The sequence below is a fragment of the Parabacteroides merdae ATCC 43184 genome (assembly GCF_025151215.1).
GTDB lineage: Bacteria > Bacteroidota > Bacteroidia > Bacteroidales > Tannerellaceae > Parabacteroides > Parabacteroides merdae.
In genome coordinates this window covers 350,893-377,436 of the sequence record NZ_CP102286.1, presented here as the reverse complement: position 1 = coordinate 377,436, position 26,544 = coordinate 350,893, and the positions used below count along the sequence as shown (strand labels likewise).

The 26,544-nt window shown below is 44.0% G+C and carries 20 protein-coding genes; 14 read left to right on the top strand and 6 right to left on the bottom strand.

The genetic code is table 11. The features are described from left to right. Positions 1–8: 8 nt before the first annotated feature. Positions 9–2,855 carry a bifunctional fucokinase/fucose-1-phosphate guanylyltransferase gene (locus NQ542_RS01425; RefSeq protein ID WP_005641043.1) on the bottom strand — a complete coding sequence of 949 codons (2,847 nt, stop codon included), beginning with the start codon at positions 2,853–2,855 and terminating at the stop codon, positions 9–11. Positions 2,856–3,082: 227 nt separating this feature from the next. Between NQ542_RS01425 and NQ542_RS01420 the strand changes: the two genes are divergently transcribed. The 6 genes from NQ542_RS01420 to NQ542_RS01395 all read left to right on the top strand — a co-directional run bounded on the left by NQ542_RS01420 (position 3,083) and on the right by NQ542_RS01395 (position 9,696). Then, positions 3,083–3,706 carry a master DNA invertase Mpi family serine-type recombinase gene (locus NQ542_RS01420; RefSeq protein ID WP_005641044.1) on the top strand — a complete coding sequence of 208 codons (624 nt, stop codon included), beginning with the start codon at positions 3,083–3,085 and terminating at the stop codon, positions 3,704–3,706. Between the two features lie 691 nt (positions 3,707–4,397). After that, entirely contained in the window at positions 4,398–4,904 is a 507-nt protein-coding gene (locus NQ542_RS01415; RefSeq protein WP_005641055.1) for a DUF4494 domain-containing protein, read from the top strand. Further along, entirely contained in the window at positions 4,901–5,569 is a 669-nt protein-coding gene (locus NQ542_RS01410) for a YggS family pyridoxal phosphate-dependent enzyme (RefSeq protein ID WP_005641057.1), read from the top strand. The genes NQ542_RS01415 and NQ542_RS01410 overlap by 4 nt, the downstream gene beginning before the upstream one ends. A gap of 85 nt (positions 5,570–5,654) precedes the next feature. Further along, entirely contained in the window at positions 5,655–6,632 is a 978-nt protein-coding gene (locus NQ542_RS01405; protein ID WP_005641059.1) for a dihydroorotate dehydrogenase-like protein, read from the top strand. 189 nt (positions 6,633–6,821) lie between these two features. After that, on the top strand, positions 6,822–7,187 hold the full coding sequence (locus tag NQ542_RS01400) for a MarR family winged helix-turn-helix transcriptional regulator (RefSeq protein WP_005641062.1): 366 nt from the start codon (positions 6,822–6,824) through the stop codon (positions 7,185–7,187). A gap of 64 nt (positions 7,188–7,251) precedes the next feature. Continuing rightward, positions 7,252–9,696 (top strand): FAD-dependent oxidoreductase, encoded by a 2,445-nt coding sequence (locus NQ542_RS01395; RefSeq protein WP_005641064.1) that lies wholly within the window; start codon positions 7,252–7,254, stop codon positions 9,694–9,696. 179 nt (positions 9,697–9,875) lie between these two features. Here NQ542_RS01395 and serS read toward each other — a convergent pair whose 3' ends face one another. The 5 genes from serS to NQ542_RS01370 all read right to left on the bottom strand — a co-directional run bounded on the left by serS (position 9,876) and on the right by NQ542_RS01370 (position 15,850). Next, a complete protein-coding gene (gene serS, locus NQ542_RS01390) occupies positions 9,876–11,150 on the bottom strand; it encodes a serine--tRNA ligase (protein WP_005641068.1) in 1,275 nt (424 codons plus the stop codon). Between the two features lie 606 nt (positions 11,151–11,756). Then, the gene (locus NQ542_RS01385) at positions 11,757–12,299 is read right to left on the bottom strand and encodes a C40 family peptidase (protein ID WP_005641070.1); all 543 of its coding nucleotides are present in this window, start codon (positions 12,297–12,299) and stop codon (positions 11,757–11,759) included. A 77-nt stretch (positions 12,300–12,376) separates the two neighbouring features. Beyond that, a complete protein-coding gene (gene rpmA / locus NQ542_RS01380; protein ID WP_005641071.1) occupies positions 12,377–12,643 on the bottom strand; it encodes a 50S ribosomal protein L27 in 267 nt (88 codons plus the stop codon). A gap of 22 nt (positions 12,644–12,665) precedes the next feature. Next, on the bottom strand, positions 12,666–12,983 hold the full coding sequence (rplU, locus tag NQ542_RS01375; RefSeq protein WP_005641072.1) for a 50S ribosomal protein L21: 318 nt from the start codon (positions 12,981–12,983) through the stop codon (positions 12,666–12,668). Between the two features lie 131 nt (positions 12,984–13,114). After that, positions 13,115–15,850: an alpha-L-rhamnosidase gene (locus tag NQ542_RS01370; protein ID WP_005641074.1), complete on the bottom strand. Its 2,736-nt coding sequence runs from the start codon at positions 15,848–15,850 to the stop codon at positions 13,115–13,117. Positions 15,851–16,922: 1,072 nt separating this feature from the next. Between NQ542_RS01370 and NQ542_RS01365 the strand changes: the two genes are divergently transcribed. From NQ542_RS01365 to miaA, 8 genes are all read left to right on the top strand, one after another. After that, a complete protein-coding gene (locus NQ542_RS01365) occupies positions 16,923–20,255 on the top strand; it encodes a SusC/RagA family TonB-linked outer membrane protein (RefSeq protein ID WP_005641077.1) in 3,333 nt (1,110 codons plus the stop codon). 19 nt (positions 20,256–20,274) lie between these two features. Further along, entirely contained in the window at positions 20,275–22,179 is a 1,905-nt protein-coding gene (locus tag NQ542_RS01360) for a RagB/SusD family nutrient uptake outer membrane protein (protein ID WP_005641078.1), read from the top strand. Between the two features lie 198 nt (positions 22,180–22,377). Beyond that, on the top strand, positions 22,378–23,229 hold the full coding sequence (gene prmA, locus NQ542_RS01355) for a 50S ribosomal protein L11 methyltransferase (protein ID WP_005641079.1): 852 nt from the start codon (positions 22,378–22,380) through the stop codon (positions 23,227–23,229). Between the two features lie 90 nt (positions 23,230–23,319). Continuing rightward, on the top strand, positions 23,320–23,541 hold the full coding sequence (locus tag NQ542_RS01350; protein WP_005641080.1) for a YtxH domain-containing protein: 222 nt from the start codon (positions 23,320–23,322) through the stop codon (positions 23,539–23,541). A 6-nt stretch (positions 23,542–23,547) separates the two neighbouring features. Continuing rightward, positions 23,548–23,958, top strand: coding sequence for a phage holin family protein (locus NQ542_RS01345; protein WP_005641082.1), 411 nt, complete (start codon positions 23,548–23,550; stop codon positions 23,956–23,958). After that, positions 23,915–24,292 carry a hypothetical protein gene (locus NQ542_RS01340; protein WP_005641084.1) on the top strand — a complete coding sequence of 126 codons (378 nt, stop codon included), beginning with the start codon at positions 23,915–23,917 and terminating at the stop codon, positions 24,290–24,292. Before NQ542_RS01345 ends, NQ542_RS01340 begins: the two co-directional genes overlap by 44 nt. A 182-nt stretch (positions 24,293–24,474) precedes the next feature. Further along, positions 24,475–25,485 carry a type I glyceraldehyde-3-phosphate dehydrogenase gene (gap, locus tag NQ542_RS01335; protein WP_005641086.1) on the top strand — a complete coding sequence of 337 codons (1,011 nt, stop codon included), beginning with the start codon at positions 24,475–24,477 and terminating at the stop codon, positions 25,483–25,485. A gap of 71 nt (positions 25,486–25,556) precedes the next feature. Beyond that, a complete protein-coding gene (gene miaA / locus NQ542_RS01330; protein ID WP_005641089.1) occupies positions 25,557–26,474 on the top strand; it encodes a tRNA (adenosine(37)-N6)-dimethylallyltransferase MiaA in 918 nt (305 codons plus the stop codon). The last annotated feature ends 70 nt before the right edge of the window (positions 26,475–26,544 follow it).

Genomic DNA, 26,544 nt, shown 5'->3' with positions numbered 1-26,544 from the left:
TTTTCGGATTACGATCTACTCACCTGCAATCCCTTATCCGACAAGCTCATTTCGACAAAACGGGCATTGTCATTCTGCGGATCTGCCGTGAGAAGGCGGCGGATCTGCAAAGAGGCTTCCGGGTCTTTGGCTACGATATAAAGATAGCCACCTCCGCCAGCACCAGGAAGTTTATAGCCTAATGCATAATCCTTGATGCGAGAAATGAGCCGTTCCACAGCAGGCGGATTTGTCCCGGCATCAAGTGCCTTGTTTTGTTCCCAACTCTTACCGACCAATCGCCCGTATGAAGCGAAATCACCCCTAAGGATTGCCTCGTACATATCCAATGCATGCACTTTCATTTCAGAAAGCAGACGAAGATGGGAACCACTGTTCAAGAACATTCCACGTACGATTTCAGCAAGAATATCCTTCGCCGTACGGGTAATTCCCGTGTAGTAAAGCAAGTGGCAGACACGATACTCCGGTTCGGTAAAAAGATATTCCGGAAGCCAGCGCACCGACGGATTCTGGTGGAAACCCTCACCCGTCTGCAATAGTTTCAATCCATGTAACACCCCTCCATACTGATCTTGCCAGCCTCCTCCGGTCGTGAGCAACTGCTCAAGGATCAGCGTCCGGTTACCAATCTCGTTCTTATCCCACGCCAAGCCACAAAAATCCGACAATGCACCCAATACCGTAGCCGCAAGAATCGAACTGGTTCCCAGGCCAGAACCGGCAGGAATCGCAGCCAACAACGTCACTTCCAACCCGCATCCGAATGCTTTCAGTTGCTCTTCCAACGAAACATAGCAGCCTGCTGAGAATTCGGGTATAAACCCGGCCAAAGCCAACGCCGCTTTCGGGATGGAGAAAGGAGAGCCGACCTTGTTGAAATCACGCAGTTCGTCCCAAGTCGAAATGCACTCCATCGCCCCGATATCGATGGAACGAAGAATGATACGAAACTCACGAGTCGGTTTCACATAAACCTGCAAAGGTGGTTGACCGTTCAACTCGATCGCCACGTTCACGACATTACCACCGGCATACATGCAGTAAGGGGGGGTATCCGTCCATCCTCCAGCCAAGTCGATACGCACGGGACTGCGCCCCCAAACAATCTGATCGCGATAGACATTAAGACGAGGCATCTGTTTCTCATCAGCAATCGTATTGATCAAACCTTCACGCAACAACGAGAATGCCTGCTGCTGTTCCACCATGCCCCGTTCATCTCCTGAAAGTTGCAGCACACAGGCACGAAACATATGGTCATGCACACGCTTCATCAGCGGAGCATCCGCTGGTAAACCCTTAGGCAACATAATTCCTCCGGCAACAAATTCGGAGGCAGCATCCGCCAGATCCAACTGATAGAAAATACTTTTGTCATGATTGGCAGCAAGCATCGACCAGTTTTTCTTCCTGAACGCTTCGCGCTGAGCAAACAGGCGGCGGAGATTTGCACAATCAGAAAGCCTGTTTGCAGACATCTTTTCAGCTACTTCCCACACCTTGCGTCCTTCATCCAGATAAGGTTCAGATACCATCCAACGTAACACAGCCCCCAACTCGTCCATACTCCGGCAGACAGGGAATAAGGCCGCATTCTGTATGTCGGCACAGGCCGGCAAATTGATACCCCTCTCCGCAGACCATTCCACTATGGCACGCCCCATAAAGAGAGTAGATTCATTCGCCGTATTTCCTTTGAAAGTATCATTGAAACCATACGGGCGTGCCACCCATCCTTCATCACCGACAGGCACGACATCAATGCACACACCGGAAGGAACGTGTAACTCCCAATCGTTCACCGGAACACCCGTAATCACATGCCGATCGGCAAGCGTCCATCGTTTCCCGACAAAACTGTTTTCGACCCACAGTTCTGAATTATCAGAGGTCAGCGAACAAAAAACTTCGGCATTCTGAACAAACATGGCAGGATGTGGTTTCACCTTACGCTGCATGATCGCCCGCTGGTCGCGCACAAGATTCTGCACCGACAGCGTCGAGGAAATCAGCTCCCGGCTTGTACCATAATGATAAAACTCACCACCCGGCAAAGGTAAGATAGCGACAGTCAACGCATTCAGTTCTTCGTCAGTTATACGTGGATGCCCCCCAAGAGCAAGACCAAACTCAGAATACAGGTCATATTCCTTCATCTGTTTCCCATCCGATTCGTAGGAATGCTTCATCAGGAGTTCCACCGCCCGGTCACTGAGCAGCCAGACACCTATATCCATCAGGAAGAGATGCGTCCCCGCCAGCCGTCCCAACTCATCGAGAGTGGGCTTTTGAAGCATGAAATCGAGCTGGTCAGGAGATTTGCGGTCCGACACGAAGACCCCGTGGCGAGTGGCGAGTGCAGGATCCACCCACAAACCATAACAGACAACATCAGCCTCAGCAATCTCTTGCAACGGCTCGCTGTTACGCAGATAAACATCGCCACTGGCAATCAGCGTATGCAGCGAATCCGGCGCCTTGCGCATGATCTCCTCATACAACGGAAGTTGAAGCGAAAGGAGGTTCTGAGATAATTTCTGTCCCCTCGCCCACCGGAACACCGGAATCGGTGTCAATATCTTGCCCGAAGGTGCATATCCCGGTAAACGTCGGCTCTGCCCTCCGGCATGCAATAAAATCCGCTTTTCACGCGCCAGCCATTCTCCTGTCGACAACGTTCCAGCAGTATCGTCATCCCGGCGGCAAGCCTCAAGTAACCAAGTTGTTCCTCCACCCGATCCCAGACGGGCACCTATAGGATCAGACGTACAAAACCAGTCTGCCGGATCGGCATTAGCTATCTCGTGAAAACTGCCAACCAAGTTAGGCGGCAGCGACAATAATTTCTTCATATCCTACTATTCTTTCCAGCAAATGTACTCCTTTCCCCTTTCACTGCGTAAAATTTAATTTAATTTTTACTTTCAGAGGCTGTTTCGTTTAAATTATTATATCCACCTTTGTAGAGGGAATGCACTCTTATAATCACACGACAATAAAAAAAGTTGGTAAATACTAATCCCCTCCTTCATTTCTATTTCTGAAGTATCTTTAGTTATTCATTTAATATTCAGATAGTATGATATACGGTTATGTAAGAGTCAGTACGGATAAACAAAGTACTGAAAATCAACGCTTCGAGATTGAAAACTATTCAAAAGCGAAAGGTTTCCGTATCGAACGTTGGGTAGACGAAACAATCAGCGGAACAACAAGTGTATCGAATCGCCAACTTGGCAGATTATTAAAACAAATTCGTAAAGGAGACACGCTTGTAACAACAGAACTATCAAGGCTTGGACGTAATTTGATGCAAGTCATGAGCTTCCTTCACCAATGTATGGAACGGGATATCATCGTCCTTACAGTCAAAGAACGCTATGAATTAGGGAATAATATCAATAGTAAAATTCTGGCCTTCGCTTTTAGCCTAAGTGCAGAAATCGAACGCAATCTGATTTCACAACGTACCCGCGAAGCACTTGCGCGTAAAAAAGCGGAAGGCACGAAACTCGGTCGTCCGAAAGGCAAAAAGACCATGCAGGTCAGGTTGTCCGGAAAAGAAAATGTCATCAAGAAAATGATCAATGAGAAATGCTCGATGAACGAAATCGCCGAAAAATTCGGAGTAAACCGCCAGACTCTGCGTGATTTCCTGCGGAACACATTCCCGGACTGGAGGAAATATAGATATATTAAGTAATCGGACCTTCATGGCCTTAATTGTCTGAATGTTAATCTATGTAACCTTAATAAATTGTTTTTGAGGTAATTTATTATCAGTCAATACGGCATGCCCGACGGGGCAAGATGATCTGCATACTAAATAATCCAATACCTCTGCACGCTGTACCACCAGCGTGCAGCAGGTTTTGTATGCTTTATTCTTTCCTCCGATAAAGTGAATATTTCCCTTTTCACCCAATCACGAGTTGCACATTTCCTTTCTAGCTCCCTTTATTTCAAAATCTTTATTGAATATTATACTACAAATTAGAGAATAAAAAATAATTGTTTTACCTTTGACAGATACGTCGAATCTTATAAACAAGCAGTAGGGGGAAGACACATGTTGCCTTGAAATTGAAGAAACGATGGGTTTTGAAACGTAAAAGAGCCGGAATGTATGGGGAATTCCTACACTTCCGGCTCTGATATTTTAGAACTTTTGTCCTATTCCTCTCGAACCAGACAAAACAACCTATTACTAATCTAAAAATCTAATACCATGAAAAAACACACTACGCTTATATAACCGGAGCATGTGGCAAAAAGTTCACTACGATCCAATAATTGACAAAGAAATCCGTTCCGGTTGTTTAATTCCCGAATAGCCGTTATATTTGTACCTTGGTTTGAAATAAAAATACAGACATTATAAAACATATAAATATATGCATAACTGGTTTGAATGCAAAGTCTCCTTCGAGAAGATCATGGAGAATGGAGCACAAAAGAAAGTGACGGAACCCTATTTGGTCGACGCCCTGTCGTTCACGGAAGCGGAAGCCCGCATCATCGAAGAAATCCGCCCCTTCGTATCCGGGGAATTTACTGTAACAGACATCAAACGCGCCCGTTTGTCAGAATTGTTCTTCAACGAAAATGGCGACCGTTTCTATAAGATCAAGGTTTACTTCATCACCCTCGATGAAAAAAGCGGAGCCGAAAAGAAAACAGCTGCACAGATGCTGGCACAGGCGTCTAACCTGAAAGATGCCATCGCCGTATTGGAAGACGGAATGAAGGGAACGCTTGCCGACTATACCATCGCCTCCGTTACAGAAACCCAACTGATGGATGTCTTTCCTTTTGACGCCAACAGTGTCCCTGCGGAAAAGAAATCAGAGGAAGAACTGATTGCCGAACAGAAAAAACAGGCGGAAACAAAAGAAGCATGAACATCACTGAAAATATAACAAGACTGAAAGCATCGCTGCCGGCAGGTGTCACGTTGGTAGCGGTCTCCAAGTTCCATCCCGTCGAGGCATTGCAGGAAGCCTACAATGCGGGACAACGTGTATTTGGTGAAAGCAGGGCCCAAGAATTGACAGCTAAACAAAAAGTATTGCCCAGTGACATCGAATGGCATTTTATCGGCCCATTGCAAAGCAACAAGGTAAAAGACATTGCCCCGTTCATCCACACGATACACAGTATCGACTCGTTAAAACTTTTGCAGGAAGTCAACAAGCAAGCGGCTAAACATGATCGTATCATCCGTGTCCTGTTGGAGATACATATCGCGCAAGAAGAAGCCAAGCACGGCTTCAGTCCTGACGAATGCCGTGAACTGCTATACAATCTGTTGCCCGAAGCCCTTCCCTACATCCGGATATGCGGACTAATGGGGATGGCGACCAACACCGACGACACATCTCTGATCAAAAATGAGTTTCATAATATCCATGAACTTTTCACTGAACTGAAAAACTCGGTATTCAAGGGTGACGAATATTTTTGCGAATTATCAATGGGAATGAGCCACGACTATCCGATCGCCATCCGCGAAGGTAGTACGATGATACGCATAGGAACCAGCATTTTCGGAGAACGGGAATATTGAGTTTTAACCATTTTAAAGAGCAAGAACAGATAAGGTAGAAAATAATTCTCTATTTTTGTAATCGTTGAACATAATTGAATCTGACATGATTGACATTAAAACACAATATGCGGGACTGACACTCCGTAACCCGCTTATCGTCGGAAGTTCCGGTTTGACAAACAACGCGGAACGAAACAAGGAATTTGAAAAAGCCGGTGCAGGTGCGATCGTACTGAAATCACTCTTCGAAGAGCAGATTGAAATGCAAAGCGATATACTGATGCAGGATTCGGACTATCCCGAAGCAGCCGATTACATACGCGGTTATGTAAAGGCGAATCAGATAAACGATTATCTGGAACTGATCCAGAAGACGAAAGAATTATGCACCATTCCGGTTATCGCAAGTATCAACTGCTATAAATCGGATGCATGGATCGAATTTGCCCGCCAGATCGAATTAGCAGGTGCTGATGCCTTGGAACTAAACGTGTTCTTCTTGGAAACAGACCTCACATACAACAGTGAAAACATGCGTGACTTGTATGTCAGCATTATTCGTAAAGTGAAAGAAACTGTTTCGATCCCTGTCATGATCAAGATGAGCAAAATGGTCGGTAATATTCCAGCTGTAGCCCATACGCTGACAGTTAACGGGGCGGACGGAATCGTCCTCTTCAACCGTTTTTACCAACCGGATATCGACATCAACAATATGCAAATTGTCTCAGGTAACGTTTTCAGTAACCATTCCGACCTGAGTGACACGCTTCGCTGGACAGCAATCGTTTCAGGTAAGATACCCGGAATCAGCATCGCTTCCTCTACTGGAGTGCACGATTGGGAAGATGTCATCAAATGCTTGCTTGCAGGAGCCGACGCCATACAGATGTGTAGCGCCGTCTATACACATGGAGCAGAAATTATCTCACAGGTGCTTACCTGTATTGAAGAATGGATGCACCAAGCGCATTATCAGTCGCTTGACCAGTTTAAAGGCAAACTAAACTATGCCAACATCTCCAATCCTGCGATGTATGAACGCTCGCAGTTCATGAAATATTTCTCCAACAGAGATTAAACAAACAAGACTCTGTCTCATCCGGCAAAAAATTATTTCAAAAGGATGCATGCTTTCAGATAATAGCATGCATCCTTTTATTCCACAAAACACACTCTCTTTTTATCACCAGACAAAATATTTTCCACTAAACATTATTTATATTGAAAATATTATATATCTTTGTACCCATCAACAACATATAAGAATATGGAATCAATTTGTGCAATAAAAGATATATACAAAGCTTTATACCAGTTCGAGAAAACCTTTGCGGAGGTACACGATATTACGATCAATGAGGCCATGTTACTCTGCTGCCTGAAAGACGGAGAAACGAAATCCGCAGGTATGATCTGCGAATATATAGGTCTGTCCAACTCACGCGTTTCGAAAGTGATCACAGCCGTAGAGAATAAAGGTTATATCCGCCGCAACATCAACAAAAACGACAAACGGCAGATGTGCTTCTCCCTCACTCCTGGCGGAAAAGAAAAAATACAGCAGATGATGAATGCAGAACTGTGTTTCGACGGATTGTTTGAGAAACTGAAAACTTGTATGGAAAAAGGTTGAACCTTTTTTTATCCCAATATTGTCCATTAACAAATATGTATAATACAAATAATATTTTTACAACATGAACTACCTGATTATAGGAGGAGTAGCCGGAGGAGCTACCGTTGCAGCACGTCTGCGCAGAATGGATGAAAAAGCCAATATCATCTTGTTCGAACGAGGAAAATATGTATCGTATGCAAACTGTGGCCTACCTTATTATATCGGTGACACGATCAACAACCGAGAAAAGCTGTTCGTACAGACAGCAAAAGGTTTCACAGACCGTTTCCGGATTGACATTCGCACGGAACAGGAGGTAACCGCTATCCGTCCGGATAAAAAAGAAGTGGAAATCAAGAACCTATCCACAGGCGAGACATACACCGAAACATACGACAAACTGGTACTTTCACCGGGAGCCGAACCGCTCCGGCCTGGTATCGAAGGGATCGGAAGCAAGAAAATATTCACGCTCCGTAATGTGCCGGACACCGATACGATCAAAAATTATGTCAATACTGAAAATCCGAAACGTGCTATTGTTGTGGGTGGAGGCTTTATCGGACTGGAAATGGCGGAAAATCTGCACGACTTAGGTATACAGGTCGACGTGGTAGAAATGGCCAACCAAGTGATGGCTCCGTTGGACTTCTCGATGGCAGCAATCGTGCACCGACAACTAACCGATAAGGGAGTCGGACTGCACTTAGAAGATGGTGTCAGCCGCTTTGAAGAAAAAGACGGTGGTGTGACCGTACACCTCCGCAGCGGCAAACAGATCGCTACCGACATGGTTTTGTTGAGCATCGGAGTACGCCCGGAAACCAAACTGGCAAAAGATGCGGGACTCGCCATCGGAGAACGGGGCGGCATCGCCGTAAACGATTATATGCAAACTTCCGATGCCGATATATATGCCCTCGGCGACGCAGTCGAAGTACGCCATCTCGTAACCGGACAGCCGGCCCTTATTCCGCTGGCAGGGCCGGCAAACAAGCAGGGACGCATCGTGGCAGACAATATCGTATTCGGCAACAAAAAGAAATATCCGGGATCAATCGGAACTTCCATTGCGAAAGTATTCGACCTGACAGTTGCCGCAGCCGGTGCGAATGCAAAGTTATTACAACAGAACAATATACCCTATATCTCTTCCTACACACATGGGGCCTCTCATGCCGGATATTATCCGGGAGCCGTTCCCCTGTCCATCAAAATATTGTTCGCTCCGGAAAACGGGAAATTGTTAGGCGCCCAGATTGTCGGCTTCAACGGTGTAGACAAACGTATCGAGATGCTGGCACAAGTGATACAGCGAGGCGGTACAGTCCACGACCTGGCGGAATTGGAACATGCCTATGCACCTCCCTATTCGTCAGCTAAAGATCCCGTGAATATGGCCGGATTCGTTGCAGAAAATATTTTGAATAAAAAGTCCCGGATCATCCAATGGCGCGAGCTCGCAGAACTTCCGGCCGATACGATTCGAATCGATGTCCGTACACACGACGAATATAAATTAGGCACGATTCCCGGATTTATAAACATACCGGTAGATGAATTGCGAGAACATTTAGACGAACTGCCAAAGGAGAAACCGATCGTCGTAACCTGTGCAGTCGGACTGCGTGGTTACCTGGCCTATCGCATCTTGGTACAAAATGGCTTCAAGCATGTGCGCAACCTATCCGGAGGATACAAAACATGGAGCGTAGCGACCGCACCGATAAAAGAGATCGTTTCCCACAAGCCGGAAATACCGGAAAGCACAAGCTATGGAAACTCCGATTCCCAGATCAATCTGTTGAAAGTAGATGCTTGCGGACTGATGTGTCCCGGACCTGTGATGCAATTGAAAAAGAACTACGAGGCGTTGAAGATCGGCGAACAACTTCAGATAACTGCCACCGACCAGGCTTTCGGCAAGGATGTCACTTCCTGGTGCAAGATGACAGGTGCAGAGCTGGTTGCGTTGGAAAACAAAAACGGGGTGGTCGCCGCCACCATCCGCAAACAGGAGAAAACAGCTTCTTGCGAGATTTCTCGGAACAATGCCGACAACAAGACACTGATCGTCTTCAGCGACGACCTGGACAAGGCGTTAGCGTCCTTTGTCATTGCCAATGGAGCGGCTTCGACCGGCAAGAAAGTAACCATGTTTTTTACTTTTTGGGGACTGAATGTGATCAAGAAACAGCATAAACCAACAGTCACCAAAGATATTTTCGGCAAGATGTTCGGCTGGATGCTTCCGACACACAGTGGCAAACTCAAACTGTCTAAAATGAACATGGGAGGCGCCGGTAGCTGGATGATGCGCCTCATCATGAAGCGAAAGCGAATCGACAGCCTGGAAAGCCTGATCCAACAAGCCATAGACAATGGCGTGGAAATGATTGCCTGCACCATGAGCATGGATGTCATGGGCGTGCAAAAAGAAGAACTGATGGACAATGTTACACTGGGCGGCGTGGCTTCTTATCTCGAACGGGCAGAAGAGGCGAATGTAAATCTGTTCATCTGATTTGGTACAATTCCTTATCTATCAAAACACCGATGTTTTGATTGCAAAGCATATATGTTTTAAAATCGAATCACCGGTGTTTTGAAAATAGATGCTTGTCGCTACCAAAAACGGTCGACATCCGTTGTCAAACAGATACCGACCGTTTTTTTACCACCCTATAGTTTTTCTATACTTATTTACTTAATCATATCAAATCCCGTATACGGAACCAACGCCTTCGGAATGCGGATGCCTTCGGGAGTCTGGTTGTTTTCGAGCAAGGCTGCGACGATACGCGGCAAAGCCAATGCGCTGCCATTCAACGTATGGCAGAGCTGTGTCTTTTTATTCTCGTCACGATAACGGCATTTCAGACGGTTTGCCTGGTAATTATCGAAGTTAGAAACCGAACTTACTTCCAACCAGCGCTTTTGGGCTTCTGAATAAACTTCAAAATCAAAACAAAGGGCAGCCGTGAAACTCATATCGCCACCACAAAGACGCAAGATACGATACGGAAGTTCCAATTTCTGGAGCAGGCCTTCTACGTGATCCAACATTTCTTGATGAGACTGTTTGGAGTGTTCCGGTTTGTCAATGCGAACCAATTCCACTTTAGAGAACTCATGCAAACGGTTCAGTCCGCGCACATCTTTTCCATAAGAGCCGGCTTCGCGACGGAAACATTGCGTATAGGCGCAGTTCTTGATCGGCAACTGCTTTTCATCGAGGATAACATCACGGTAGATATTAGTAACTGGGACTTCGGCTGTCGGGATCAGATAAAGATCATCCACTTCGCAATGATACATCTGCCCTTCCTTGTCAGGCAACTGGCCCGTACCATAACCGGAAGCAGCATTCACAACTGTCGGCGGCATGATTTCCGTATAACCGGATTTACGGGCTTCATCCAGGAAGAAGTTAATCAGCGCACGCTGCAACTGCGCACCTTGTCCCTTGTAAACCGGGAAACCGGCACCTGTGATCTTCACTCCCAAGTCAAAATCGATCAGGTCATATTTCTTTGCCAATTCCCAATGGGGTAGTGCGTCTTTCGGCAGTTCCGTTTCCATACCGCCCATCTTTTCAACCTTATTATCGTCAGCTCCCACACCTTCGGGCACTTCGTCGTAAGGAACATTCGGGATTGTATAGAGCAAGTTCTGCATATCTTCGGCCGCCTGATCCATTTCGGCCTGGATAGCCTTGTTGACTTCCTTGATCTCAGCAACACGTTGCTTAGCAATTTCGGCTTCCTCTTTTTTACCTTCTTTCATCAGCATGCCGATGGTTTTCGAAGTCTGGTTCACCTCTGCCAGATTTTTATCTAATTGATTTTGCGCACCACGTCTTTTATCGTTCAATTCGATCACTTTTGCAATGCTTTCCTGTGCACCTTTAAAGTGTTTCTTTTCCAGACCGCGAATCACCCGATCTGTTTCTTCCGTAATTACTTTAAGCGTCAACATACTTTAATGATGTTTTTTTATTTGAGTTGCAAAGATAATCAAGATTTATGATTTATGATTTATCATCGACGCATAAACAGGGCAACCGCATCAAAATTTTCCAAGATAGTGATTAACATGCAAAGTTTTCTGCAAATCATCTATCACTCTATCACTACAGAGGTTGTATCTGTTGATATTCAATCGTTACAGGCAATGATACAGGACGTTTTCCTCTATCACTCTTCTATCACTCCTAAAACATGGTATTTTTATCATATAACTGAAAATCAACCTATTGATATCTTTTTCCTTTCAAAAAGCATATAGAACAATTGAACAAACAAATGTAAAAACAGGTACAATAGATATTAAATTGGCGAAATACGGTTCTTCGTTCCACAAAAGCCCTCTCTTTTTTCGGCAGAAACAAGCACATAATTCCGTAAACACCCCCATGTTGCCATTCTTTACATCCGGGTGTAGGGAGCCGGTACATCCGGGTGTAAAAGGGGGCAACAAGGGGATGTCCGGCAACTAAAGTGCCTTGCCGGACAATAAAAACCACCCGGTTTCATCTATTTTATAGTCGTCTTTACATAAAATAATCGAGTGATTCACAGGAAATCACAAATTCTTCACCCGGCCACCGGTAAGCCATGTCCGGACATAGTAAGGTTCACTCAGGCTACTGACGATCACACCGTTCGATGTACTGGTATGGATAAACTTACCATTTTTCAGATAGATCCCGACATGGTTAGGTACTTTCTTCCTTCCTTTGCCCGTCCGGAAAAAGACCAGATCACCTTCCTTCAGGTTGGCACGGCTGACTTTCTTGCAATTATGCTTCAGCATATCAGCCGAAGAACGTGCCAACTGCTTTCCATAGACTTCACGAAACACAATCGCCACAAAACCGGAGCAATCCACTCCTTTCTTTGTCAATCCACCCATCCGATGAGGGACGCCAAGCCATCTGGCTCCTTCATTGTATAAAAATATATTATCGTTCGGAGTCAGGCGGACACCATAGAGACGGGAAAGCTCCTTCGGTCCCTTGAAATCAGAAGGTAAAACTACACATTGTTTTTTACTGCCACACGATGTTAGAGCCAGAAAAAACAACAGTATTCCGATATAAAGTATGATAAAATTCCTACGAGTCATGATGTTGACAAAGATACAAAAAAAGGATATCCGACAAGCGAATATCCTTTTTCTTATTTTCTATATAAAACCAATACTTATGCTTCTGCTACCACTTTTTTTACAGAAACGAAAGAACGGTTTTCCTTGCCTCTACGGAAAGTTACCACGCCATCAACCAATGCATACAACGTATGATCTTTACCGATACCTACGTTCTCACCCGGATGATGAACTGTTCCTCTCTGACGAACGATGATGTTACCAGCTTTAGCAACTTCACCACCGAAAAGCTTAACACCTAATCTCTTACTTTGTGATTCACGGCCGTTCTTAGAACTACCCACACCTTTCTTATGTGCCATTTCTTCTTTTCTCCTTTAAACGTTAAGCAACAATTTCTTTTACACTCACTTCAGTGAACTGCTGACGGTGACCGTTCAACTTACGATAACCTTTTCTTCTCTTTTTGTGGAAGATCAGCACTTTATCACCTTTCACCAGCGGAGACAGCACTTCACATACTACCTTTGCGCCTTCTACGGTAGGAACACCTACTTTAACTTCACCATTGTTGTCAACTAACAACACTTTTTCAAATTCCACAACAGCACCGCTTTCAGCGTTCTGAATGTGATGAACGAACAACTTCTTTCCTTCTTCAGCCTTGAACTGCTGTCCGTTAATTTCTACGATTACGTACATCTGTCTTTTTTATATTTAAACAGGTTATGTCCCGGAGGTGGATACACTTCTAAGCATCACTTGTTTACCTCCTGCAGAATTCAGAGTGCAAAATTACGGTTTCTTGATATATCATCCAAATCTTTTCGAAACTATTTTCCAAAATGATAGCTTCCCGAACCGATCTCGACTTCCATATATCCTTCCGTTGCCGAAACTCTGCGCACACCCGGCAAGTTACCGACCGTCACATTGTATTTCTTCGGAATCCGGACGATCGCCGACGTATTGCCCGGCAAAGTGATATCCCAGCTAAAGTCGCCTCCCTTCTTAGTCCATGCGCTCTTGATCTCTCCATAGACCGAACCGTACGAGGCGGAAACTTCGTCAAGGCCATCGGGGAAAACAGGTTCCATCACCAGTTTCTTGAAACCGACTGCATCGGGAGCGCATTTGATGCCGGCCAGGTCTTCGTAGTACCAGATCAGCAGGTCACCAAGCAACATCACATGGTTGGCAGAATTCATGGCCGGATCAGCCGTATCGCCGTTCCAAAGTTCCCAGATGGTTGTCGCACCGTTCTTAATCATATATCCCCAACTCGGATAAGTCTCGTTCGTCAGGATCTTATAGGCCATATCGACCCGCCCGTACTCGGTCAGTCCGCGCATCAGATGCTGGATTCCCAAGACTCCGGTACTTACATGTCCGTTAAAATCCTCCTCCGTCTTTTTCACAATATTACTGAAAACTTTCCCTTCATATCCTTCCGGCACAAGTCCGAGACGCAATGAGAGAATGTTGGCCGTAACCGTATTATTGCCATACTCCGCCGTTTCCTTATTAAAGAATTTGGCATTATAAGCCGCCTTTATTTTAGCGGCCAAGGATTCGTAGCCGGAGATATCGGCATCCTGTCCGCAGATACGGGCGAAGCCGATCATCTTGTTCAGCAAATCATAATAGACAGTCGTGCTGAGAATAGCGCCGTCCGTCTTGCGGGCAGGATCCTTGGAATGGATCAGTTCTTGCGATTCGGGAGGCATGCACCAGTCGCCATACTGGTCTTTCGTCATGATATAGTCCTTCATGGTCGCCTCTTCCATATGCGCCATCCAGCGTTTCATGGCCGGATAATGGGCACGGATCGCGCTGTCGTCGCCGAACTGGCGGTACAGCATATCCGCCACATAGAAGAAGGCAGACGGCCAGGTCACGTCATCGGCATAGATCGTCCAGTAATTCGGGGAGACATCCGAGATGCTTCCTTCCGGGCTCATGGAGTCCTCGATATCCTGCAACCATTTGTTATACAGCTGGGCATTATTGAAAATAAAGGCTTCGCCGTAAGCGCCTGTCGCACGGTCGCCCAACCAGCCGAGACGTTCGTCACGTTGCGGGCAGTCGGTCGGCATCCCGCGATAATTACTACGGATTCCCCAATAAGAGTTCTTATGGATCTGGTTGACCAGCGGGTTGGATGTTTCAAAACGCCCGGTTGTCGCCATCTCGTCATAAATGACATGTCCGGTAAACGCGGACAGTTCCGGTTTATAATCGAGTCCCGAAACTTCCACAAAACGGAAACCATGATAAACGAAACGGGGTTGCCAACTGAAATCACCGTCTTCAGCCGGAGTATAAATGTCGGTCACCTGCGCAGTACGCAGATTGGCCAGATAGAGCGAGCCGTCTTTCTGCAACAATTCGGCAAACTTCATCGATACGGGTTTACCTTTCTTTCCTTTCAGGTTAACAGAGAGCCAACCGACCATGTTCTGCCCCATGTCCAGGATATACTTTCCATCGGGACGATCAAAAACGGCTACCGGCTTCAACGTTTCCTGTACGCGGATATTCGGGTTCTGCTGTGCTGTCAGTTTGCCCGCAGGAGCCTCCATCACATCGGGAGTTTTCCATGCGCCGTCGTCGAAACCGTTCGTGTTCCAACCTTCCATCTCGAGGCGGGCATCATATTCTTCGCCATCAAACTCGTTATTTGCGACGATCGGTCCTTTCGAGGTGATTTTCCAAGACGTATCACTGACGACCGTCGCTTGCGACCCGTCTGCATATTCGATCCGAAGTTGCGCAAGCAAACGAGGCAAGCCGAATGTTTTCATTCCCGGATTACGCATAGAGAAGAAACGGCCGTTCCCCAAAATCACTCCCAATGTATTCTTGTCGGAAGCCATCAAAGCTGTCACATCATATACATTATAATATATACGTTTATAATACAGGGACGGCATCGGGGCAAACACGTCCTCGCTGACTTTCTTTCCGTTCAGGTAAGCCTCATACGAGCCAAGACCGGAAATATACAAGACGGCTCTTTCCACCGCCCTATCCGTCGTAAACTCTTTACGCAGATATCGGGCGGCCAAGCGTGTTTTATTGTTTCCACCGGCCACACCTACCTCCTCACCCGGATTGGAGAGGGAATCTTCGCCGATCCAGGTCGCTTTCCATTCCGAATCATCGAGCAAGGCCATTGACCAGCTACCGGCATCGCTCCAGGGAGTATCCCCCTGGTTGGTCGTCAATTTCACACGCCAATAGTAAGGTTTTCCCGATTCCAGGGCTTTCCCGGCATACGGAACCAGTACCGACTCGTCCGAACGGACCACACCCGAATCCCACAAAAGCCCGTCACCGGATTCCAATTGTTCAGGAGAAGCAGCCACCTGTATCTGATAGGCCGTCTGCTTCAAGTCCGGTTTGCCGGAAGCAATCTGCCAGGAAAAGCGGGGTTGCGTCACATTGATTCCCAATGGATTTTCTTTCATCTCCAACCGGAGGTTCTTCACTTCGACGGTCGAATCGGACGAACATCCCGCCCATCCTAAGACCAAAGCGACCAGAAGCAATAAAGCTGTCTTTTTCATATCGTTGCGATTTAATCTGTTAATAGCATGACTTTGTTTTCAAAGGAAACGATTTCTTCACAGACACCATTTCTAAAAATGATTTTATATCTTATGATTTTGATAAAAACACTACAAGCCACTCCCAACAACATCTAAAGAGAAACTATGATTACATGATGGTTATTTTGCAAAATCTTTATAGAGATGATTTTACACTTGATGGGTTTTCGGTGTGATTTCCCTGTATTGCATCAGTATCTTTCAATACTTTTCCCTAAAACTTCCCTCAGGCTTATATCTACAAGAGTTTCATAAACCTCTAATTTCTTTCTGTCCAAATAAATTTTAGCCAAACAGAAATACCTAATGAGTGAGACCAGATTCTTCTATTCTGAAAAAGCTCTTACCATAGTTCTTGGAGAACTGAGTACAATTATATAATGCAAAAGTATTATAAATAAATATTTATCAAAAACACATCTAAATATTTCAATACAAGATGATCTTTCCTTGTTATAGTATCTTATATCGGCTGTAAAGTTAAACAAAAAACATGAACATAAAAATAAATATTATTAAGATTAATATATTTAACAGTAAATAAACAATCAAGATTTTGGTTTTGCAGAAAATCAGTTCTTGCCACCTCAACGGGCAATTTATATAACAGTTTTTGGTTCTTTATCAATTTAGGAACCCTTAATTTACTTATATTCTGCTATTCGGCTACATGAAGAAACATGTCATTTTCTGTTTTCAAAATTCATTTAAACCTCTTCATATATTGAACTTTGATTGTTGGGCGTTACCTCTAAATTGACGAAGAACCAAATCCTTATTAAAGAAATGTGATATTTGATCGCAATTTTAGCAAGATCAGTTTTTCTCTCTGATTTTCTATTGAACCAACAATATAATAATCTCTTTTACCCTCTCCTAATTGTACTCAGTTCTCCAAGAACTACGGCAAGATTTTTTTAATTAAAACAAAAAGGCCTATGATATAAAATGTGTTTTTAAAAATTCCGATATCAAGTTTTCACTTGGTATATAATTTATTTAGTTAACAATTAAAGCAATACATGAAAAGATGCAAAAACAGAATTGTAATCTTCCAATAGGAAGAAAGAACTCGTTGTCTCGAGTTTCGAAAGTAACTTGTGGGTTACTTTTTTGTTTGACTACCTGTGCTTTTGCGGTGGATGGTAAAGTCAATATGGGGAGCAATGGCGTAGATGACAAAAAAGTAGTTCCCTTGGTCGGCACAACCAAAACCAAATTGGACGGTGTAAATCAAGAAGGTTTCAAAGTAAAAGGACAGGTTTCAGATAATGTCGGTCCGTTACCAGGAGTGAATGTCATGGTCAAAGGAACCATGACAGGAGTAATAACCGACATGGACGGCAATTTTGAAATCGTAGCCCCTTATTCGAAAGCGACTTTAGTCTTTTCGTATGTGGGATATCAACCCAAAGAAGTTTCACTGAAAGGAGAACGAATTGTAAATGTCAAAATGGTTGAAGATGCCAAGGCATTGGAAGAAGTCGTTGTTGTAGGATATACAACACAACGGAAAGCAACTATCACTGGATCTGTAGCAACGATTACCACAAAAGATTTGAAACAAAGTCCGACAGCTAATTTAACAAATGCCTTGGCCGGACGTATGCCGGGTCTGATGGCAAATCAATTCAGTGGAGGCGAGCCGGGTGTCGATGGAGCAGACTTGCGCATCCGCGGAGCCTCTACATATGGAGACCAGACACCGATCTTCATCATTGACGGTGTGGAACGCGATGATATGGCTTATTTAGCACCAGAAGAAATTGAAACATTTACTATTTTGAAAGACGCTTCAGCAACGGCTGCATATGGAATTCGTGGAGCAAACGGTGTAGTCGTAATCACAACTAAGCGTGGACAAGCGTCCGAAAAACCATCCGTGAGTTTCAAAGCATCAGTCGGAACAAACTCTCCTGCTAAGTTCCCTGAATATTTAGGTTCAGCTCAATATGCTGAACTTTACAACGAAGCTCGCATGAATATGGGGGTAGATCCATCTTCTCCAGATCTATTCTCTACAAATGTTATCGAAGATTTCAAAAATGGGAAAGGATATAATTGGGATTATTTTGATTATGCTTTCAAACCAGGTATTCAGCAGGATTATAGTTTGTCTGTCCGAGGCGGCTCCGAACGCGCCCGTTACTATGTAATGGCAAATTATTATAAGCAAGACGGTAACTACAAACATACGGACATGGCGGATTATAGCACACAAGCTGTATTTCAGCGTTATAATTTTCGTGCGAATGTAGATGTGGATATTACAAAGAACTTTTATGTTAAGGTCGACTTGGGTGCACGCATTACCGACCGTAATGCCCCAGGTACAACCGCTAGCCGGGTAGTGTCTATTGCAAATACGCAACCACCTCATTTACCTATTACACTACAAGACAATGGTAATGCGGCCAATGAAACGTATGCCTTAAACAATCCGAAAGGTATGCTCTATGGTGACCAGCAACATCGTTACAATATCTTAGGTGAATTAAGCCGTACCGGATATTTGAATGAGAAAAAAACGTTTTTGAATGGAACGTTTTCAATCGGTCACAAATTGGATTTCATTACAAAAGGATTAAAAGTTGAAGGTAGTATCTCGTATGACGCAAAAGAAGGTCGTTGGATACGGCGTGTGCTGGAAACACGTCAAGATGGTTATGCGAACTATGGTAGATATGCTACTTTCCAACCGGATGAAAGCGTATATGGCTCTTATTATTTGCATTCTACGGAACCTTATGCAGGAGCTTATCGCTTAGGTAATCCTTGGTATAGTACAGACGAAACGATTAGTAATGGTTTTAGTCACAATGCCGCGGAAAACAAAACTTACTATCAATTAAAATTGGACTATCAACGTGAGTTCGATCGACACAATGTTTCCGCTATGGTACTATTCAACCGCTCATCACGAGCCTATGATAATCGAGTAGAATATCGGTATCAAGGTATTAGTGGGCGCGCAACGTATGCATATGACAACAAGTATTTGACTGAATTCAATATTGGCTACAACGGATCTGAAAATTTTGCTCCGGGTAATCGATACGGTGTGTTCCCGGCAGGATCTATCGGTTGGGTGATTTCTCGAGAAGCATTCATGAAAGGAACTGAGAAGTGGTTGGATAATTTAAAGTTGAGAGCCTCTTTCGGTCTTGTAGGAAGCGATAAAATTTCAGATAATAACGACGATCGTTTTGCCTACCTTCAATTCTTCCAAGGAGGTGATGGCTACAGTTTCGGCTTTAATGAGTTTGGCTCTGGATACGATGGGCTGAAAGAAGGGAACTTCGCCAACCCAAATTTAACTTGGGAAAAAGCTCGTAAAACGAATGTCGGTTTCGATGCGACCCTATTCAATGGGAAGTTAACTATTGCTGCCGACTACTTTAGAGAACATCGATACGATATTATCACAACACTAAGCGATGGCGACAAGATGGGATATCCAGACATAGTAGGAAAAGACGCTCCATTTGTAAACTCTGGAATTGTGGACAATCAGGGTATTGATTTCGAGTTAGGTTGGAACTCCACAATCGGTAAAGATTTCCGTTATTATATCAAACCCAATTTCACATTCGCCCGTAATAAGATCAAATTCATGAATGAAGTTGATTATGGAAATGAATATCGCCAAAAGACCGGCCGGCGATTAGGAGAACATTTTGTATATGTAGTCGATCACTTTGTATATGATCAAGCAGAAGCGGATAAATTGAATGCAATGAATGACGGTCGTGGTTTCCAGCCTTGGGGCGAATTGCATCCGGGTGATGTCGTATATAAAGATTTGAATCAAGACGGTAAAATCGATGACTATGGCGACCGAACACATATGGGATTTCCACGTACACCGGAAATACAATTTGGTATTCCTTTTGGAATACAATATAAAGGCTTTGACGTCAGCGTAATGTTTCAAGGCTCTTTAAACTCCAGCATATTGTTGAATGGAGCCGCAGTTTGGGATTTTCCATCCTACGAACAAGATCAATATGGTAAAGTGAAACACATGCACTTGAACCGTTGGACAGAAGCTACAAAAGATGTGGCAACTTACCCACGCTTAACATACGGAGCTTATGAAAACAACAAAAATGGGAACAGCAGTTTATTCTTGTACAATGCAAATTATATCCGGTTGAAAAACTTAGAAGTGGGGTATTCGTTACCCAAAAACATAATTCGTTTTGCAGGTTTGCAAAATGTACGCTTTTATGTACAAGGTTTAAACTTACTAACATTCGACAGTTTGGATGATGTCGACATGGATCCTGAAACGAAAGAAGGCTCCGGTGACTGGTATCCGATCCAGAGAGTCTATAATTTTGGTGTCGAAATTACATATTAATTATTTAAATCTTTTGAAAATGAAATTACAAAAATCAATCATAGGAATTGGAGTATTACTCCTGTCTCTTTCATCTTGTGACGACTTCTTGGACAGAATGCCTGATGATAAGAAAAATGAGGTAGATGTATTTACTCGTTATGAACAAGTCGATAACTTGGTGACCGATTTGTATGCAAGAGCAAAGTTCGCAAATAGACCGCTGATTTTCATGAATCACTTCGGCTCTGCAGGATTGACAGACGAATGTACGGCTTCCAGCCATGAACAAGCCATTCCGCATCAATTCAACATTGGGAATTATGGACCTTCACAAGGTATGCCAAACAACAGTAGTTGCGGACAATACTGGTGGGACTTATATAATGGTATCCGACGTGCCAATATCATTTTGGAAGGTGTAAAAAAATACAATACTCCAGATAACCCCAAAGACGGTCGGGAAGGCGACTTAGAACGTCGCTTAGGTGAAACATTATTTTTCCGTGCATACTTGCACTATCTCGTAATCCGAGCTTATGGTGAAGGAGTATATATGGATCATGTTGTCGTTCCAGGTGAAGATATGGCGTATGTAAAAGAGTCTTTTCATAGTATGGTCGAAAAGATTTGTGCCGATGCCGATGCCGCTTATGAAAAGGTAGACGCCTCTTACGGAGGTGAGTATTTTGGTCGTGTCGACAAGGGGGCTTGTTTAGGATTGAAGGCGATTGTCCGTTGGATGGCTGCAACCCCTTTGTGGAATGGCGGGACGTTGCCAAACGACACACGAGCTTTCAAAGATGAATATACTACTTATGATCCGAAACGCTGGGAAGCAGCTCGCGATGCAGCAAAAGATGTATTGGAAGCGAAAGATGTCAATGGAGCTATTCGGTATAAATTATATGCACCGGCAGCAATGGATGCAGATGACTTTAAAGACGTTGATGGCAATGCCAATACAAACAATGGAAAAGTACAAGAGCGACTATGGCAAATGTTTTACAACATGGATGCGATTCAACAGGAATGGGTTTGGTTTACCACTCGTGATAAAGATACGGGCTGGTCTGGCGATGTCTTGCCTCCTTCCCAAAATGGTCATGCCCGTCAACGTCCTCTGCAGGAACAAGTCGACGAATATGAATACATAAGCCCTGACGGATATGGCTACCCTATTTATGATAGCCGAGCTAAAATAGATGGTTATGATGACGAAAACCCTTATGAAAGCGTAAAACGTGATCCGCGTTTCTATCGTGATATCCGTTATCATGGTTCTTGGTATGGTGGTAAACAATTGAATACAGCCGAAGGCAAAGATGCCGTGAGCAGTAGTTATTTGGAAGCCTCTTCTCACTCTGGTTATTATTTGAGAAAACTGTTCAAAGACGGATGGGATAGAAACAAAGGTGGACATGTGATCAACGGACCTGCTATTTGGCGTCTGCCGACATTCATTTATATTTATGCAGAAGCTGTGAACAAAGTAAGTGGCCCCACACAAGAAATCTATGATTTAGTCAATTCTGTAAGGGAACGTTCTTTCATGGCTCCGATGCCTCCAGCTGTCCTAACTGATGCAAACTTGATGCAAGAATATATCCAACGCGAACGTCGTGTAGAATTATTCTATGAGAATTGGCGCTATTGGGCAACACGCTTATATATGGAATCAGATGATCCTATTGAGTTAGCCAAAGAAAAAAACTATATTGGACCAGAGAGTTGGCCGTATGCTAAAAGCCAACGTTGTTCACACGGCATGAAGCCTGTAGAAGATCCAAATGGAAAAATTGAAGTGGACGGGAAACGGTATAAGATGAAACGCATTGCGGTAAATGACGGACGTGTATTCTATAGCCCTCGTTCTTATTTTTGGCCGATTATGCAAGATGAATTGTCTCGCACTCCAACATTGATTCAAAATCCAGGATGGTAGTAAGAGACATCTGATTATCAAAAATCAGGAAGTAACCCCCTTTTGGTATATGGTTGTACCAAAAGGGGGTTTTTATAAGGCTACTGGATATTTTACTAATTCTTACACATAAATAAAGAATGTATCGAATGAAATGTGAAACATCAAGATAAAATATATACTTTTGTCTATAGAAGGAATCTATAAAGAAAGAACGATATGAATTATTACGAACTTACATTTACATACACCTCCCCTGTCGAGACTTCCATTATCAACGACGTGCTGGCCGCCGAGCTAGGAGAAATCGGTTTTGAAAGTTTTGCCGAAAACGAAAATGGGTTACAAGGGTATATTTCCGACCAATTATATAATGTAAAAGGATTGCAGGACAAACTTGCCGAATTTCCACTGGAAAACGTGGATATTCATTTTACCGAAACATTGGTGGAAAGCAAGGACTGGAACGAGGAATGGGAAAAGAACTATTTCAAGCCGATCCGCATCGGCAAGGATTGCATCATCCGCGCCTCCTTCCACGAACATGAGCCGGGTTATGCCTATAATATCATCATCGACCCGAAGATGGCATTCGGAACCGGCAACCACGAGACAACTTTCCTGATGATCAGCGAAATACTCAAATTAGACCTCACCAGCAAAGAACTACTCGACATGGGTTGCGGAACAGCCGTACTGGCCATCCTTGCCCATATGAAAGGAGCCGGACGCGTGGTGGCCATCGACATTGACGAATGGGCCTACAATAATGCACTCGAAAACATACGTCTAAACAACACGAACGATATCCAGGTCGCCCTTGGGGGAGCCGAACAGATCCCTGCATTCGGAACCTTCGACATCGTGTTTGCGAATATCAACCGGAATATCCTGCTGAATGATATCCGCCATTACAGCGAATGTATGAAACCAGGAGCCTTCCTTTACATGAGCGGCTTCTATGTACAAGACATTCCGGCCATCGAAGAAGAATGCAAACATAACGGATTGGCATTGTTATCGCACACAGAGAAGAATAATTGGGCTGCGGTGAAAGTCCAGAAACAATAACATTAATTAACCCTAAAAGTTAAGGTCCAAATAAACCATCATTCAAGTATATTCGTTATCTTAGTAGCAACATTATAAAAAGAAAGAGTTATGAAAAACGTAGATTCTAAATTATTACTGGGATTAGTAGTTGGTGCAGCCGTTGGCGCCGCAGTTGGTTATCTGGCAGCAACAGATAAAAGAGAACAACTACTGGAAGAATTGAATGGTGTAGTTGGTAAAGTAAAAGAAGGCTTCAATTCAGCTCTTGCTAAATACAAAGAAGGAAAAGCTGAAATTGCAAAAACTACAGAAGAAATCGTAGCAGAATAATTTTGTATGGAGAAAGACGCAGGTGAAATCTTCCGTGAACTGAAAAAAGATCTTTCGGCTTACGTGGAGTTGAAGCTCGAACTCCTAAAATTAAACACATATGAGAGAACAGGAAAGGTTATTGCCGTTCTCTCGTATGGTGTTATTTTATTATTTCTGGCTTTCTTTGCGATTCTGTTCATTTTCCTCGCATTAGGTTTTTTCTTGGGGGATCTGTTCGGTTCGGTAGGTTCGGGATTCGGCGTGGTAGCCGTGCTCTATCTGCTGCTGATCGGCATTATTGTTATGAACAAAGACAGAATCAGCAATAAAGTATTAAACGTTGTGATCTCCGCATTGACAACAAATGATGATAAAACAAACGCGACAGACAATGAACAATCCGCAACAGACACCTCTGGAGAAACTGATTTCTGACCGTCGCCGCATCCAACAGGAATGTACGATACAGGAACAGAAATTGAATGCTGATTTCTCTCACATACAAGAGAACGCCGGCACGTTGTTACTTTCAGGTGTCTCCGCTCTCTTATTCCCTAACACAAAAACCAAATCCAAAGGTACGGAAAGCAACCAGCCTGTACATACTTCGGAAGTGCCATCCATGTCGCTTGGATTTGCCGACTATCTTTCTGTGGCACAAGGCTTATTACCTGTTGCATGGGATGTTGCACGCCCATTATTGACAGCCTGGGGCATCCAGAAAGTCCAGGCGTGGATAATAAAGAAACTTTTCAAGAAAAAGAAATAAGCTGCAACAATTAATTTATGTTAGAGGGCATATTTTTCTTGTCCTAATTCCTGTACAATAAAAAAAATGACTAAATTTGCAGTCGTTAAAAACAGTGTGCTACGAATATATTTTCCTTGCGGCTGTTAAGTTAAATTGGAGATAAGTAATATTTTTAATAAACCCATAAAAGTTTTATTACAATGATTAAAGTAGGTATTAACGGTTTCGGCCGTATCGGACGTTTCGTTTTCCGTGCTGCTCAAAAGAGAAGCGATATTCAGATCGTAGGTATTAACGACCTTTGCCCGGTTGATTACTTGGCATACATGCTGAAATACGACACAATGCACGGTCAGTTCGACGGAACTATCGAAGCTGACGTTGAAAACAGCAAGCTGATCGTAAACGGTAAGGAAATCCGCGTAACAGCAGAACGCAATCCGGCTGATTTGAAGTGGGATGCAGTAGGTGCTGAATACGTAGTAGAATCTACTGGTTTGTTCCTGACTCAGGAAAAGGCTCAGGCTCATATCGAAGCTGGCGCTAAATATGTAGTTATGTCTGCTCCTTCCAAGGATGCAACTCCTATGTTCGTTTGCGGTGTAAACGAAAAATCATATGTTAAAGGTACTCAGTTCGTTTCTAACGCTTCTTGTACTACTAACTGCTTGGCTCCTATCGCAAAGGTTCTGAATGACAAGTGGGGGATCACAGACGGTTTGATGACAACTGTTCACTCTACAACTGCTACTCAGAAGACTGTTGACGGTCCGTCTATGAAGGACTGGAGAGGTGGCCGCGCTGCTTCTGGCAACATCATCCCTTCTTCTACAGGTGCTGCTAAGGCTGTAGGTAAAGTTATTCCTGAACTGAACGGTAAACTGACTGGTATGTCAATGCGTGTTCCGACTCTGGACGTTTCTGTTGTTGACTTGACAGTTAACTTGGCTAAACCGGCTACTTACGCTGAAATCTGTGCTGCAATGAAGGAAGCTTCTGAAGGCGAACTGAAAGGCGTACTGGGTTATACTGAAGATGCAGTAGTTTCTTCTGACTTTTTAGGTGACACTCGTACTTCTATCTTCGATGCTAAAGCTGGTATCGCTTTAACAGATACATTCGTAAAGGTTGTTTCTTGGTATGATAACGAAATCGGTTATTCTAACAAGGTTCTTGACCTGATCGCTCATATGGCATCTGTAAACTGCTAATCAATCAAGATTATATAGTTTGAAAGCCGCATCCTTCGGGTTGCGGCTTTTTTTTGTATCTTTGTATCACTATGGATACCTATCAACTTATCACTGTTTTAGGGCCGACAGCATCCGGTAAAACAACATTTGCCGCTGCACTCGCTGCCCGACTGAACACGGAAATCATCAGCGCCGATTCCAGACAGATTTACCGTTCAATGGATATCGGGACAGGAAAGGACCTGGCCGACTATACAGTAAATGGAAAAACGATTCCTTACCACCTGATCGACATCTGCGATCCGGGATATAAATATAACGTATTCGAATACCAGCATGATTTCTTCCGAGCTTATGAAACAATCCGAAAAAAAGGGAAACTGCCGATTCTATGCGGTGGTACAGGTATGTACATTGAAGCCGTACTGAAAGGATATAGACTCTTGGATGTTCCCCAGAACCCTGGGCTGCGCGAGTCGTTGAAAGATAAATCGCTCCTGGAATTGGAGCAGATACTTGCCGGCTACAAGGTCCTCCATAACAAGACAGATGTGGATACCGCCCAACGGGCCATCCGGGCCATTGAAATCGAAGAGTATTATAAGAACGAAGCTCCGGATGTCAATGAATATGATCCAATCAACAGCCTGATCATCGGTATCGACATAGACCGGGAGCTACGACGCGAAAAGATCTCCCGCCGCTTGCGTGTCCGCCTGGACGAAGGGATGGTCAACGAGGTGCGGAAGATCATCGACTCGGGAGTTAAGCCGGAAGATCTGATCTACTACGGACTGGAATATAAATATCTTACTTTATATATAATAGGCAAACTGTCTTATGAAGATATGATTTCCCAACTGGAGATCTCCATACACCAGTTTGCCAAACGGCAAATGACCTGGTTCAGAGGCATGGAGCGCCGGGGAAGCACTATCCATTGGATAGATGCTACATTGCCGACAGAAGAAAAGATAGAGAAGACATTGGAGTTATTGAAATTATAAGAATATTTAGACTGACAAATCAGCATTTACAATTCAAATCTACCCAATTTTGAAACAAAACAATCATATT

Excerpts from the sequence above, each read along its gene's own strand:
- NQ542_RS01340 (WP_005641084.1), top strand. The coding sequence starts at position 23,915 with ATGAACAATCCGCAACAGACACCTCTGGAGAAACTGATTTCTGACCGT.
- serS (WP_005641068.1), bottom strand. The coding sequence starts at position 11,150 with ATGTTGACGCTTAAAGTAATTACGGAAGAAACAGATCGGGTGATTCGC.
- gap (WP_005641086.1), top strand. The coding sequence starts at position 24,475 with ATGATTAAAGTAGGTATTAACGGTTTCGGCCGTATCGGACGTTTCGTT.
- NQ542_RS01420 (WP_005641044.1), top strand. The coding sequence starts at position 3,083 with ATGATATACGGTTATGTAAGAGTCAGTACGGATAAACAAAGTACTGAA.
- NQ542_RS01415 (WP_005641055.1), top strand. The coding sequence starts at position 4,398 with ATGCATAACTGGTTTGAATGCAAAGTCTCCTTCGAGAAGATCATGGAG.
- prmA (WP_005641079.1), top strand. The coding sequence starts at position 22,378 with ATGAATTATTACGAACTTACATTTACATACACCTCCCCTGTCGAGACT.
- NQ542_RS01385 (WP_005641070.1), bottom strand. The coding sequence starts at position 12,299 with ATGACTCGTAGGAATTTTATCATACTTTATATCGGAATACTGTTGTTT.
- NQ542_RS01365 (WP_005641077.1), top strand. The coding sequence starts at position 16,923 with ATGCAAAAACAGAATTGTAATCTTCCAATAGGAAGAAAGAACTCGTTG.
- rpmA (WP_005641071.1), bottom strand. The coding sequence starts at position 12,643 with ATGGCACATAAGAAAGGTGTGGGTAGTTCTAAGAACGGCCGTGAATCA.
- rplU (WP_005641072.1), bottom strand. The coding sequence starts at position 12,983 with ATGTACGTAATCGTAGAAATTAACGGACAGCAGTTCAAGGCTGAAGAA.
- NQ542_RS01370 (WP_005641074.1), bottom strand. The coding sequence starts at position 15,850 with ATGAAAAAGACAGCTTTATTGCTTCTGGTCGCTTTGGTCTTAGGATGG.
- NQ542_RS01405 (WP_005641059.1), top strand. The coding sequence starts at position 5,655 with ATGATTGACATTAAAACACAATATGCGGGACTGACACTCCGTAACCCG.
- NQ542_RS01345 (WP_005641082.1), top strand. The coding sequence starts at position 23,548 with ATGGAGAAAGACGCAGGTGAAATCTTCCGTGAACTGAAAAAAGATCTT.
- NQ542_RS01395 (WP_005641064.1), top strand. The coding sequence starts at position 7,252 with ATGAACTACCTGATTATAGGAGGAGTAGCCGGAGGAGCTACCGTTGCA.
- NQ542_RS01410 (WP_005641057.1), top strand. The coding sequence starts at position 4,901 with ATGAACATCACTGAAAATATAACAAGACTGAAAGCATCGCTGCCGGCA.
- miaA (WP_005641089.1), top strand. The coding sequence starts at position 25,557 with ATGGATACCTATCAACTTATCACTGTTTTAGGGCCGACAGCATCCGGT.
- NQ542_RS01350 (WP_005641080.1), top strand. The coding sequence starts at position 23,320 with ATGAAAAACGTAGATTCTAAATTATTACTGGGATTAGTAGTTGGTGCA.
- NQ542_RS01425 (WP_005641043.1), bottom strand. The coding sequence starts at position 2,855 with ATGAAGAAATTATTGTCGCTGCCGCCTAACTTGGTTGGCAGTTTTCAC.
- NQ542_RS01360 (WP_005641078.1), top strand. The coding sequence starts at position 20,275 with ATGAAATTACAAAAATCAATCATAGGAATTGGAGTATTACTCCTGTCT.
- NQ542_RS01400 (WP_005641062.1), top strand. The coding sequence starts at position 6,822 with ATGGAATCAATTTGTGCAATAAAAGATATATACAAAGCTTTATACCAG.